The sequence below is a fragment of the Candidatus Bathyarchaeota archaeon genome (genome assembly GCA_026014745.1).
Classification (GTDB): domain Archaea; phylum Thermoproteota; class Bathyarchaeia; order Bathyarchaeales; family Bathycorpusculaceae; genus Bathycorpusculum.
The window spans coordinates 513151-525808 of the sequence record JAOZHS010000001.1; the positions used below are offsets into that span (position 1 = coordinate 513151).

Consider the following 12658-nt stretch of genomic DNA (forward strand, 5'->3'; position numbering starts at 1 on the left):
TATGTCCTGTGATGTAGAACAAAATGGCAACGGTGAAGTATGCAACAATAAGCAAAGCAACGGCAAAAAATTGACGTTTGCTTTGGCAGGGAACGCTAACGTCGGCAAAAGCGTCATATTCAACCAGCTCACTGGCTCCAACCAAATCATCGGTAACTGGCCTGGCAAAACCGTGGACCGCGCCGAAGGCACCCTGAGCTTTGAAGGCTACGAAATCAAAATCATTGACTTACCCGGCATATACTCCTTCTCCACATTCTCCATGGAGGAACTGGTATCACGCGACTACATCGCCTTAGAAAAACCCGACGCCGTAATCAACGTGGTTGATGCTTCGGTTTTGGAACGCAACCTCTTCTTCACCCTGCAACTGTTAGAGATGAATGCGCCGCTGGTGTTGTGTCTCAACCAAATTGACGTAGCAAAAAGCAAAGGCATAATCATCGACAAAGAAAAACTCGAACACGCCCTAGGCATCCCCGTAGTTTTTGCAACGGCTACCCGTGGAGAAGGCATCTACGAAGTAGTCCGTGAAGCCGTAAAAGTCGCCGTCCACAAACCCAAACCAAAACAACTCAAATACCGAAAAGACCTCGAAGACCACATAGAAAAACTTCAAAAACTAATCGAAAAAGAAAACCTCGACTTGCAGTATCCTGCACGTTGGCTAGCGATTAAGCTGCTTGAGGGCGACACTGAAATCAAAAAAATCGTCGCCGCCAAATCCCCCGCAGTCGTAGATTCAGCTAAAGTGATTGCACAGGAGCTTCAAAGTACCTGCCAGGAACCCTGCTTCTCCGTGATTGCATCCGAGCGGTATGCGTTGGCAAGCTCCATTGCGGCTTCGTCGTTGCAGCAAAGCGAAATCTGGAACACCTTCTCTGATAAGCTGGAATGGTTCACTACTCACAAAATCTTTGGCTACGTCACCGCTGTAGGAGTCATCGGTGGTTTGCTGCTTTGGACATTCTTTGTGGGTAACTGGCTATCAACGTTGATTGCTTCAGCGTTAAGCATCATAACCCCCACTGACCCCGCACTGTCGATGTCGCAGCCCATTCTTAGTATAATAGTTAATGGGCTCTGGGGTGGCATCGCTGCGGGTTTAACGCTGATCATTCCCTTCGTAATCCCCTTCTATCTGCTGCTAGCCTTCATAGAGGATTCGGGGCTTCTAACCCGCGTCGCGTTTATGATGGATAGTGCGATGCACAAAATCGGGTTACACGGCAAAGCCCTCATCCCCATAATCTTAGGCTACGGCTGCAACGTACCCGCTATTCATAGCTGCAAAATCATGGAAACCCGACGTGAACGGCTGCTGGCTGCGTTTGCCATCACCTTTGCCCCCTGCTCAGCACGAACCATCATCCTCTTCGGCATGGTTGGCCTCTTCGTTGGCATCCAATGGGCGCTGCTGCTCTACGTCGTCGACATAGCCATCATATTCCTTTTGGGTAGAATCGCCATGAAAGCCGTGCCCGGTAAATCCACAGGCTTAATCATGGAGATGAGCAGCTTCAAACGGCCCTCCCTAAAAGTCGTTGCGAAGCAGACTTGGGCGCGAACCAAATCCCTAATCTTAGTCGTGTTCCCCATCTACATCGTCGGCAGCGCGCTCATCCAAGCCCTCTACGTAACCAACATATTGACGCCAATCAGTGACGCAATGATACCGCTCACGGTGTGGTGGCTAGGTTTACCCGCCATGGCAGGTGTACTGCTCATCTTGGGCACTGTCCGCAAGGAACTCATACTGGTGGGCGCTGTGGCAATCTTGGGCACTACGAATTTGCTTGTGGGCTTTTCGCCTGTGCAGTTGGTGGTGATGGCGCTTGTGGCGATGCTCTACATCCCCTGCGTCTCGACAGTGGCGATTTTGGGCAAAGAATTCGGGTGGAAAGCCACAGCAGTAATAACCGCAGCCAACATAGGCGCCGCGCTCTTAGTAGGCGGCTTAGCCTATCGGCTGCTCTCACTATTTTTCTAGTTTCTTTTTTTTTAAAAAAAATGGGTATCGAGAAAGCTTTTGATAACGAAGCTAAAAGTTTGAGTACTTCTAAATCACCTTAAGAAAGACTTAAACAGCATCTCCACTAGTAATTATTCGGTTTTTGAGGCGACAAATATGGGGAAGTTGCCCGTTTTGATAGTTGTTACATTATTAATTGCAATAATAATTGCCTTTGTAGCGATTATTTTTTTGCGGGTTTATCGTTTTCCCTTCGTTTATTATACTGTGTTTGGAGCAACTAATTCCTTAACTCACTGGTTTGCTTGGATTGGAACGATATACCTCATCGTTGCTTCACCCATACAACCCATTATCAAACGCAAAGCACCAACCCATTACACAACAATGCTAAAAATTCACATGATAGGCAATCTGATTGCGGTTATTTTGGTGTCAATTCATTTTTCTCAGCAAGTAACCCGACCCGCCACAGCGTATCCCGAGTTAGGAACGGGAATATTACTGTATGCAACGATGATACTTTTGGTCTCTACTGGGCTGCTTAGATACCTCGGAGTGCCAAAACAATATTTTAAGCAAGAGATATTTCTTCATGCAGCGTTTGCCTTGATGTTTTATGCTGTGATAATTGTCCATATCCTGCATGGAATCTCTATCATTTAGGCTATTGGGTTTTTATTTTCGCAATTGCAACGGTGCCTGAGAGGACGCTGGTGTTGAGGAACTCGATTTCTTTGCCTGAATCCAGCTGTATTATTGTGTGGTATGCGGTGACTTCTTTGACGATTCCTTCTTCATTGCGGTAGGAAGTGATGACGCGGTCGCCTACGGTGTAGTGGAGTCGGGTTTCTTGTTGCGGTTCGGGTTTGCGGACGGCAGTGACGATGACGCCGCCGTTGGCTATGGCGCTGTTGGGGATTGTGATTTGTCCCACGTCGGTGCGGATGCGCATAACCAGTGCAGACATGTCGGTGACTTTACCGGGCATATTGTTGACCATAACGTCGTCGCCGATTTTGAATTGGTATGTGGTGAAGACTAAGGCGCCAGAGAGTATGCCGCCGACGAAGGTGGATATGATTAAGCCGACCGTGACTGATATGATGCCTGCACTGGTTAAAAGCGTAGATATTGGGACGCCAAATATGCCTAAGACAACAAAGCTAAGGATCACTCCTGCTATGGCTAAGAGAAAGAATTGGATTATGGTTGCTGCTTGTATGCCAATGTGGGGCGTTAGAAGCGTTTTTGAGCGCGCTAAAAGGAAAATGGCGGCTATGCCAAACACGAAGACGATTATGAGGTCGCCTAACTGTTTGAGGAAGGTTGGCAGGTTTATGGGTCCTGTTGCAAAGAGACCAAACACCAAAACGGTGCAGACGGCTAAGATAACTATGAACATTAAAAATACGAAGAGCTTTTTTAGTGAACCTATGATAGCTGCCAAGTTAAGTCACTCTTGATTAGTGAGCGTAAGGAGATTTCTATAGTTTTCCTACATGATAGCAATTCAAGTAACAGTTATATCGTGTGCGGAGTGTGATTGGGTATGCCAGATTTAGCTCCCCATTGTCCTTGCCCAGAAAAAAAGTGTCCCCACCATAGCAACTGCCAAAAATGCGTAGAATACCACAAAGAAAGAAACGAACTACCCTACTGCGCAAGGTAGTGCCTATGAGTAAACCTTCAGATGCGGAAGCAAAGAAGCGTGCCCTGGTGCAGGCTTACTTTTGGAACATCGTGGGCTCCGTTGAGCACATTAACATCCCCAAACTTGAGGATGCTATAAAGAAAGAATTCCACACCACTGACCCACGGCAGATAAAAACACAGATTACGCTCATGCAAAATGAGGGCAGAATAAAGGTTCAGAATAACGTGAAGGTTTGGATTAAGCAACCGTCCGACATTTAGGTCTCTTTAGGGTTCATTTAAGTTGCTAAGGTATTTGGGTGTCTTAACAGTGTTTTGGGATTCTCGCATGGCAATATGTGTTGGTGACATTATTTCGACTCCTGCTAACTTGAATTCCGTGAGGATATTGTTGATTAGGTCGCTTTTTATTTGGATGAGTCGGTTGGATTCGTTGGTGTACGCGTTGATTTCGTAGGTTATGGCATAGTTACCAAGGTCCCGCAGTAGGACAAAGGGCATTTTGCCCGGCACAAGTAGGACGCCGGGGGTTTTTTGGGCGCTGTCAATGAGTAGTTTTTGGGCAAGGTCCTTGTCGACGTCGTAGCCTAAAGTGAATGGAACATAGATTAGAACTTCTTTGAGGGCGCTAAAGTTTCGGATTTCTTTACTCATAACCGTTAGGTTGGGGATACTTACGATTTCGTCTTTTATGGTTTTGACACGGGTGAAAAACACGCCGACTTCAACAATGTCTCCATATGTGTCGCCGATTTGGACGCGGTCACCCTCCTTAAATTCGCTTGTACCGCCCAGAATGGTGTACGCTAGAACGTTACCCAAAACGCTGGATGTAAACAAGCCTAAAACAAACGTTAAAGCAACAATCAAGCCAGTTCCGAGCAGGTTGGAAATCCAAGAGACAATTGATGAGTAAGCCCAAATCAAAATGAGCGCAATTATTACGATGAGGTAGACAAGGTAGGTTAGGTATTGGGTTATGGTTTTGTTGGTTTTTTGGCGGGTGCTTCCGTCGCGGACGATTTTTCCCAAAGCAGGAGAAACGCTCAGGATGGTTATGGGGATTATCAATTTCTTTGCGGCAGCCAAAAAGAACCAGACTATGAATGAGAAAACTATTTTCTGAAGGGTGCCGTAAATGAGAAGTTGGAGTTCTTCGTCGCCAAAAACGGACAAGCCTCCAAAACGGTAAATCGACTCCAGCAGAACAAGCATAACAATAATCACGCCAACTCGGATTGCTAACCAACCTAGATAGCTTCCGATTATGACGGCGCGATTAGCGTATTTTCTCTTCTGTTGTTTCTGCAATCGGATGATAGCCCTCAGCGATAATTCTTTTGGCGAAATTTAAGTCTTGCAGATTAATTGCCGATTAACGCCTAAAAAAGAGGTTATTTGTAGGTGAGGGTTGAGCATAATTCTTCAACAGTGCGGTTTAATGTGAGTTCGGCCATGCTGCGGCTGTAATCCATGATGCGACGGGAACTGTCAAAAATCAACCGCAACACCGAAACGATGTTGGGGTCAAGTTTTTTGCTAGACATCAGCAGAATAATCTCATTTTCAAGCGACACCAGATCCTCACGTTTAGAGATTAGTTTCTCCGCGTCTTTATAGTCGCGCTTGAAGAGGGCTTTGATGGAGTCATCGTAGAGTTGGTGCGCTTGGCCGCTAAAAGCCACGAGCTGATTGTATATTTCTTCATCGAGGGGGTCCTTGATGAAGAGGGTTTGGTCATCGATTAGCTTTTGCAGAGTGCCCAAGTTGTGGATAATGTTCATAGCGTTTTGGGCGATGCTTTCAATGTCGTTCACGGCTATACGATATAGCAGAAACTCTTTTGGTGTTCGGAAACCCAATTCGCGAAAGAGGTTACGTTCGATGCCGTGCTTGAGTTGCCGTACGATGTAGAGGCCTAGGCGGTTGACGTCATTGTGGGCATTTATTACGCTGTCAAAGAGTACGTCGCTGCGGTCTTTGAGGGCTGCGATGGCGTCTCGATTGGCTGCTAAGGCTACGATGGCCATGCGGCGAACGGCTTTTTCAATGGGGAACTCGCTGTGTTTTATTAGGATTTGGAGAGTGATTTCGTCTTGGGTCTCGTCGATAATTTCGGAGCCTAAAAATTTGTCGCGGGCGAGGTTTTTGATCTCGTTTTTGTATTTGGTGGTGTCGGGTGCGTTTTTGAATCGGACTCGGATGATGTCGGCGCCAATGGCGTATAGTGCGCGTATCATGCGTAGTGCGGATTGGGTGGGCTCTTTGGTGTCTACGTTTACGAGGTATTCTTTGGGTTTTGCGAGGTCGCTGTGGCCTTCTTTTTCGAGGAGTTTGCGGGGGACTAAGGTTAGTTTGGAGTCGGGTTGGAGGTTGAAGGCTATTTCGCTGCCCCTGTTTAATTCTAGGTCTTCGACCCATTCTTTTGGGAGGGATATTATGTAGGAGCCTCTGCCTGTGCATTGGACGCGTCTATATCCAAGGTCTTTTTCTGCCATATCAACGCACCTTTGATAAATGATTCATTTATGTAACATATTTCATTAAGTGCAATATAAATGATTAGCGACATGGTTATATAGAGTATGTGACATGTGGAGGGCAATTCCTATGGAACTAGGTGATAAAATGCCGTTAAACACATGTAGAATAATAATTAAAAAAACTAGCCAAACAACTACAAGCAAGGGCATTTTATGCACAAATGACGTGGAACTTCACGTACAAATGATCACATGCCCCCGCTAAAGACAAAAAAACGTCAAGAAGGCACACAAACATGAAAAAAATTATTGCCATTCAAGAAAACTGCATAGGCTGTGGACTCTGCGAAGTATACTGCACCGTGCAGCACTCCAAATCAAAGGACATAATCAAAGCCTACAACAGCGAACGCCCTAGACCCATCAGTCGCGTCCGCGTTGAACGCAACAAACCCGTATCATTCGCCATCCAATGCCGCCACTGCGACGACGCCCCCTGTGTCACCGCATGCCTAGCAGGCGCCATGACCAAAGACCCCAAAACAGGCGAAGTAATCCACAACAAAGACAAATGCATGGGTTGCTGGACCTGTGTCATGATTTGCCCCTATGGCGCCATAAAGATGGATAAAGAAGGGCACGTCATCGCCAAATGCGACCTTTGCCAGGGATTTGACAAACCCGCATGCGTCGCCAATTGTCCTAACGAGGCTCTCATCTTCAAAGAGGTGAAACCCTAGATGGCAAAATATGTCATTGTGGGCGCTTCAGCAGCAGGCGTAGGAGCAGTTGAAGCCATCCGCGAAATTGACTCAACTGGCGCAATCACAGTTATCACTGAAGAAGCCTGTGCCTACTACAGTCGACCTATGATAAGCGACTACGTAAGCGGCAAAGCTGACGTTCAGAAAATGAAATGTAAAACTGATGACTTCTTCAAAGCATATAACGCCGAAGTCTTAATCAACAAAAAAGTTACCGCCCTCAACCTTGCCGAGAAAACCCTCAGCTTAGACGGCGGAGAAAAAGTCATCTACGAGAAGCTTTTGCTTGCCACTGGCGGTAAACCCTTCGTTCCCAAGATGGAGGGCCAAGAAAAAGATGGTGTCTTCACTTTTACCACCATGGCAGATGCTCAAAGCCTTGCAGCAAAAATCGACGCAATCCACGCAAAATCTGCCGTAGTCATCGGTGCTGGCTTGATTGGGATTAGCGTCACTGAAGCCCTCACCAAACGGGGCATAAAGGTAACCGTGGTGGAGTTACAAGAGAAAATCTTAAGTTTACTCTTAGACGCAAAAGCATCAGATATGGTAGAAGCTGTAATCCGCAAGGCAGGCGTAGACTTTGCCACCGGTCAATCTGTCCAGAAAATCATCGGCACACCCGACAACGACGCAGTTGTCGGCGGAGTCATAACCACCAAGGGCACTCAGATTCCCTGCGACCTCGTAATATGCGCCATCGGCGTCATACCCCGAACAGAACTCGTCGCTGGGTCAGCTGTCAAAGTTAACCGCGGCATAGTTGTCGACAGCACCATGCAAACCAGCCTTCCCGATGTGTACGCCAGCGGTGACGTTGCTGAAGCCTACGACTTCATCTTAAATCAAAACCGTCTCTTGCCGCTTTGGCCACTGGCAGTTCTGGAAGGTAAGGTTGCAGGCGCTAACATGGCAGGTCAGAAAGCCACCTACGCGGGCGGCACCAACATGAGCAGCCTCAAGTACTTCGGTATCCCACTGGTCTCCATAGGCAACGCCAACCCCAAACCCGACGACACAACCGTTGAAGTGATCAGCAAACTTGACGAGGTACACAATGCTTACCGAAAGTTGGTGCTTAAAGATAACGTGATCGTGGGCATGACCTTTGTTAACTGCATTGACCGTGCAGGTATTTTCTTTAATTTAATGAAGAAACAAATAAACGTAAAGAAATTCAAGCAAGACCTGCTCCGAGACGACTTCGGCTTAGCCGTATTGCCCTCGAGTCTGGTAAAGAAAATGAGTGTGGTGCAATAAACATGGACCAAGACGATAGAAAAATAATAAACCCCTACGGCGACGACAAAGACTTCGCAGCCTGCGGCATATTCGCCATGATGAACACCGAAGGCAAACGCTTTGGCAGCAAGGACCCTGTGCGTGCCATGGCAAACATGCATGACCGCGGCAACGGACTCGGCGGAGGCTTCGCAGTCTACGGTATTTACCCGCAGTTCAAAGACTACTACGCTTTCCATGTCATGTACCTCAGTAAAGACGCTAAAGAAAAAACGGACCGCATCCTTGCCTCCAAGTTTGACATAGTCTACGATGAGGAGATGCAGACTAAACCTGCCGATGTTCGTGACCCACCGCTGGTTTGGCGTTACTTCGTGGAACCCAAAAAACGTCGTCCAGAAGGGCAAAGTGAAGAGGACTATGTAATAGAAGCTGTCATGCGGGTCAACACGGAAACTGGCAAGGCTTTCATTTTCTCCAGCGGTAAAGACATGGGTGTCTTTAAAGGCGTGGGTTTTCCCGAGGACATTGCAGAGTTCTTCTGTCTTGAAGACTACCAGGGCTACCTCTGGAGTTGCCATAGTCGCTTTCCAACTAACACTCCTGGTTGGTGGGGCGGTGCGCATCCATTTAACATCTTAGACTGGACTGTCGTCCACAACGGTGAACTCTCCAGCTACGGAATAAACCGCCGCTTCCTCGAAATGTATGGGTACAAATGCACAATGCAAACCGACACCGAAGTCCTCGCCTACGCCGTCGACCTACTCATGCGCAGACAACACTTACCCATGAGCTTAGTCTCGCAAATCTTTGCGTCACCGCTCTGGGAAGAAATCGAAAATCTAAAACCCCCAGAAGCCCAACTGCTCACGGCACTCCGCCAAACCTACGGCAGCCTACTCATGAACGGACCCTTCGGCATCGTCATCGCTCATCATGGCGAAATGATTGGGTTAGGTGACCGCATAAAACTCCGCCCAATGGTTGCAGGTACACGCGGCGATTTCCAGTTCATCTCATCCGAAGAAGCCGCAATACGCTTAGTTTCACCCCAACTCGACAAGTTCTGGGCGCCCAGAGGCGGCGAACCCGTAGTATGCAGACTAAAAAATTTCAAAGGAGAGCTCTAAAATGAAAACTTACGTCCAACCTGAATACCTAGTGGAACGCGACACGAAACGTTGCATACGCTGTAAAGTTTGCGTTAACCAATGCACATATGATACCCACTTCTACGACGAAGAAACCGATATGATGTCTAGCAAAGACGAGAACTGTGTTAACTGTCAACGCTGCGTTACATTCTGTCCCACGCATGCTTTAACAATAAAAAAGAACCCTAACGCCAGCCGCGAAAACGCCAACTGGAACATGGAGGCAATCCGCGATATCAAAAAACAGGCTGAAAACGGCGCTGTCATCATCACCGGTATGGGCAACGACAAACCCGCCTTCACCTACTGGGACCGCCTACTCCTAAACGCCAGCCAAGTCACCAACCCCTCCATCGACCCCTTACGTGAACCCATGGAAATACGCACCTACCTCGGCGCAAAACCAGACAAACTTGAAGTAGCAAAAGAAAACGGCGAGGTAGTCCTCAAAACACAGCTAACCCCCCAGTTATGCCTCGATACGCCAATTATGTTCTCTGCGATGTCCTATGGCGCGATTAGCCTCAACGTCCACACAGCTCTCGCTCGAGCAGCCACTGAATGCGGCACCTACTGGAACACTGGCGAAGGCGGCTTAGATAAAAGCCTCTATCAATACGGCGACCACACCATCGTGCAGGTGGCGTCAGGCCGATTCGGTGTCCACCCAGAATACCTCGATACAGGTGCAGCTGTTGAGATTAAGATTGGGCAAGGCGCAAAACCCGGCATCGGCGGACACTTACCTGGCGAAAAAGTAACCGACCCCGTCGCAAAAACCCGCATGATTCCAACAGGCAGCGACGCACTCTCACCCTACCCGCAACACGACATCTACTCAATCGAAGACCTAAGACAACTAATCTATGCCCTCAAAGAAGCCACCAACTACACCAAACCCATTTCAGTAAAAATCGCAGCGGTCCACAACGCCCCCGCCATCGCAAGCGGCATGGTTCGAGCAGGCGCAGACATAATCGCCGTCGACGGCGTCCGCGGCGCAACCGGCGCAGCACCCAAAGTCATCCGAGACAACGTCGGCATCCCCATCGAACTAGCCTTAGCACAGATTGACCAGCGTCTCCGACAAGAAGGTATCCGCAACCACGCAGGCGTAGTGGTAGCAGGCGGCATCCGAAGCGCAGGCGACGTAGTTAAAGCCATAGCATTAGGAGCTGATGCAGTCTACATCGGTACCGCAGCACTCATCGCAATGGGCTGTACAGTTTGTCAACGTTGCTTTACTGGTAAATGTCCTTGGGGCATCGCTACTAGTGACCCTTGGATTAGCAAACGTATTAACCCCGACATCGCATCCACGCGGCTCATCAACCTCCTGCATAGCTGGAGCGTCGAAATCAAAGACATGATGGGCGGCATGGGCATCAACGCCATAGAGAGCCTACGCGGCAACCGATTGGCGCTGCGTGCTGTCGGTTTAACCAAGACTGAGCTTGAAATCTTGGGCGTTAAAATGGCAGGAGAATAAACAGATGCAATCCCAAAACACAACCCCTCAACCAATCGACCCCAAATATGAAGCACGAATAGCCAGATTCGGCACCACCGTCAAAGTCGACGCTGAAGGACTCTACTACAAAGAACTCAACTGCCTACTCCGCCAACTCATACAAGCGGACGGCATAGAAAAACTTGAGCTCCTCAACGTATGTGGCCAACGCTACATAGGCACAGACCTCGCCACCAAACTCCAAATAGACATCTACGGTACTCCCGGCAACGACTTAGGCGCTTTCCTTAACGGTCCCAAAATCACCGTTTATGGTAACGCACAGGACGGCTGCGGCAACACCATGAACGAAGGCGAAATCATCATCCACGGACACGCAGGCGACGTCACAGGCAACTCCATGCGGGGCGGCAGAATCTTCGTCAAAGATTACGTCGGGTACCGCGTAGGTATCCACATGAAAGAATACAAAAACAAAGTCCCCACAATCGTCATCGGCGAAACTGCAGGCGACTTCCTAGCTGAGTACATGGCAGGCGGAATTATCTTGTTGTTGGGTCTCAATCTTGGGGACTGTGAACAGTGCAAAGCTCGATTTGTAGCTACAGGTATGCATGGCGGCGTCATCTATGAGCGCGGCGATATGCTTCGACCGGTTGCAGGCACCAAAACCTTGCCCGTCGGCAAACGTGACATGCAAGTCATCGAGGGCTTAGTTAATCAGTACTGTAGCCATTTCGGCGGCGACCCCAAAGCTATCCTTGCAGGTAAATTCCTAAAAATCCTGCCGCTCTCCAGTCGACCCTACGCGAAACTGTTTTCGCATTAGGGCGTTATTTCTTTTATTTTTCTCTTTTCTGTTTAGTGGTTCGTTAGTGTTATTGGTTTTAGTTTAATTTCTAAACTAGTTTTTCGACGTGTTTTTACACATGTCCAGACTATTTTGTTTTTACTGGTTATATGTTTAGCTATGATAATAAAACCTGGATGCGTATTTATTATTGTTTATTAATTATGAACAGTTGTGAAGAATTCACAAAATCCTTTTTTAAACTCCGCCAATATGCAATAGCAAATGCGAGGAAAACAACCATGAGACAAATCGCAATATACGGAAAAGGTGGCATAGGAAAAAGCACCACAACCCAAAACTCCGTCGCAGCACTAGCCGAGATGGGCAAAAAAGTCCTCCTGCTGGGCTGTGACCCCAAAGCAGACTGCACACGCCTACTACTCCACGGCAAACGCCAACCCACCGTCCTAGACATCCTACGCGACGGCGGCGGCGAATGCACACCCGAAATGATCAGCACCCAAGGCTACGGCAACGTTACCTGCGTCGAATCAGGCGGCCCCGAACCCGGAGTCGGCTGCGGTGGCAGAGGCATAATCACAAGCATCCAGACACTCCACGACTTAAACATGTACAAAGAAGACTTAGACTTCGTATTCTACGATGTGCTCGGAGATGTGGTATGCGGTGGATTTGCTATGCCCATTAGAGAGGGCTATGCCCAAGAAATCTACATAGTCGCCTCAGGCGAATACATGGCGCTTTATGCAGCCAACAACATCTGCAAAGGCATCAAAAAATTTGCTGAAGCAGGACACACAAGATTAGGCGGAATAATATGCAACTCACGCAAATGCGAAAACGAAGAAGCCCTAGTTGCACAATTCGCCAGAAAAATCAACAGCAAACTCATCCAATTCATCCCAAGAGACAACATCGTTCAACGCGCAGAAATTAACCGAAAAACGGTCATAGACTACGACCCCTACTCTACACAGGCAGACGTTTATCGAAGTGTCGCCAGAAAAATTACCTTCAACACAGAATTCACGGTTCCAAACCCCATCACTATAGATGAACTCGAAAACCTGATGCGGGAATTCGGTATATCCGATTAGGT

At 48.1% G+C, this 12658-nt stretch carries 12 protein-coding genes; 9 read left to right on the forward strand and 3 right to left on the reverse strand.

Features of this window, described 5'->3' with window-relative positions; genetic code table 11:
• The first annotated feature begins 1 nt into the window (after position 1).
• Entirely contained in the window at positions 2–1990 is a 1989-nt protein-coding gene (feoB, locus tag NWE92_02810; GenBank protein MCW4028564.1) for a ferrous iron transport protein B, read from the forward strand.
• A 138-nt stretch (positions 1991–2128) separates the two neighbouring features.
• Positions 2129–2638 carry a hypothetical protein gene (locus NWE92_02815; protein MCW4028565.1) on the forward strand — a complete coding sequence of 170 codons (510 nt, stop codon included), beginning with the start codon at positions 2129–2131 and terminating at the stop codon, positions 2636–2638.
• Position 2639: 1 nt separating this feature from the next.
• On the opposite strand, the gene NWE92_02820 is transcribed toward NWE92_02815, so the two are convergent.
• On the reverse strand, positions 2640–3422 hold the full coding sequence (locus tag NWE92_02820; protein MCW4028566.1) for a mechanosensitive ion channel family protein: 783 nt from the start codon (positions 3420–3422) through the stop codon (positions 2640–2642).
• 227 nt (positions 3423–3649) lie between these two features.
• Here NWE92_02820 and NWE92_02825 point away from each other — a divergent pair, with 227 nt between their 5' ends.
• Positions 3650–3889, forward strand: a complete 240-nt coding sequence (locus tag NWE92_02825) for a hypothetical protein (protein ID MCW4028567.1) — start codon at positions 3650–3652, stop codon at positions 3887–3889.
• Between the two features lie 6 nt (positions 3890–3895).
• On the opposite strand, the gene NWE92_02830 is transcribed toward NWE92_02825, so the two are convergent.
• Together NWE92_02830 and NWE92_02835 are read right to left on the reverse strand one after the other, a co-directional pair.
• Positions 3896–4939 (reverse strand): mechanosensitive ion channel family protein, encoded by a 1044-nt coding sequence (locus tag NWE92_02830; protein MCW4028568.1) that lies wholly within the window; start codon positions 4937–4939, stop codon positions 3896–3898.
• A gap of 83 nt (positions 4940–5022) precedes the next feature.
• Positions 5023–6126, reverse strand: coding sequence for a phosphate uptake regulator PhoU (locus NWE92_02835; protein MCW4028569.1), 1104 nt, complete (start codon positions 6124–6126; stop codon positions 5023–5025).
• A gap of 281 nt (positions 6127–6407) precedes the next feature.
• Between NWE92_02835 and NWE92_02840 the strand changes: the two genes are divergently transcribed.
• The 6 genes from NWE92_02840 (at position 6408) to nifH (ending at position 12656) form a co-directional block, all read left to right on the forward strand.
• Positions 6408–6851, forward strand: a complete 444-nt coding sequence (locus NWE92_02840; GenBank protein ID MCW4028570.1) for a 4Fe-4S dicluster domain-containing protein — start codon at positions 6408–6410, stop codon at positions 6849–6851.
• A complete protein-coding gene (locus NWE92_02845; GenBank protein ID MCW4028571.1) occupies positions 6852–8135 on the forward strand; it encodes an FAD-dependent oxidoreductase in 1284 nt (427 codons plus the stop codon).
• 2 nt (positions 8136–8137) lie between these two features.
• Positions 8138–9250: a glutamine amidotransferase family protein gene (locus NWE92_02850; protein MCW4028572.1), complete on the forward strand. Its 1113-nt coding sequence runs from the start codon at positions 8138–8140 to the stop codon at positions 9248–9250.
• A gap of 1 nt (position 9251) precedes the next feature.
• Entirely contained in the window at positions 9252–10763 is a 1512-nt protein-coding gene (locus NWE92_02855) for a glutamate synthase-related protein (protein ID MCW4028573.1), read from the forward strand.
• 4 nt (positions 10764–10767) lie between these two features.
• Positions 10768–11574 (forward strand): hypothetical protein, encoded by an 807-nt coding sequence (locus NWE92_02860; protein ID MCW4028574.1) that lies wholly within the window; start codon positions 10768–10770, stop codon positions 11572–11574.
• Positions 11575–11837: 263 nt separating this feature from the next.
• Positions 11838–12656, forward strand: a complete 819-nt coding sequence (gene nifH, locus NWE92_02865) for a nitrogenase iron protein (GenBank protein ID MCW4028575.1) — start codon at positions 11838–11840, stop codon at positions 12654–12656.
• Positions 12657–12658: the final 2 nt, after the last annotated feature.

Excerpts from the sequence above, each read along its gene's own strand:
- feoB (MCW4028564.1), top strand. The coding sequence starts at position 2 with ATGTCCTGTGATGTAGAACAAAATGGCAACGGTGAAGTATGCAACAAT.
- NWE92_02815 (MCW4028565.1), top strand. The coding sequence starts at position 2,129 with ATGGGGAAGTTGCCCGTTTTGATAGTTGTTACATTATTAATTGCAATA.
- NWE92_02825 (MCW4028567.1), top strand. The coding sequence starts at position 3,650 with ATGAGTAAACCTTCAGATGCGGAAGCAAAGAAGCGTGCCCTGGTGCAG.
- NWE92_02835 (MCW4028569.1), bottom strand. The coding sequence starts at position 6,126 with ATGGCAGAAAAAGACCTTGGATATAGACGCGTCCAATGCACAGGCAGA.
- NWE92_02840 (MCW4028570.1), top strand. The coding sequence starts at position 6,408 with ATGAAAAAAATTATTGCCATTCAAGAAAACTGCATAGGCTGTGGACTC.
- NWE92_02845 (MCW4028571.1), top strand. The coding sequence starts at position 6,852 with ATGGCAAAATATGTCATTGTGGGCGCTTCAGCAGCAGGCGTAGGAGCA.
- NWE92_02850 (MCW4028572.1), top strand. The coding sequence starts at position 8,138 with ATGGACCAAGACGATAGAAAAATAATAAACCCCTACGGCGACGACAAA.
- NWE92_02855 (MCW4028573.1), top strand. The coding sequence starts at position 9,252 with ATGAAAACTTACGTCCAACCTGAATACCTAGTGGAACGCGACACGAAA.
- NWE92_02860 (MCW4028574.1), top strand. The coding sequence starts at position 10,768 with ATGCAATCCCAAAACACAACCCCTCAACCAATCGACCCCAAATATGAA.
- nifH (MCW4028575.1), top strand. The coding sequence starts at position 11,838 with ATGAGACAAATCGCAATATACGGAAAAGGTGGCATAGGAAAAAGCACC.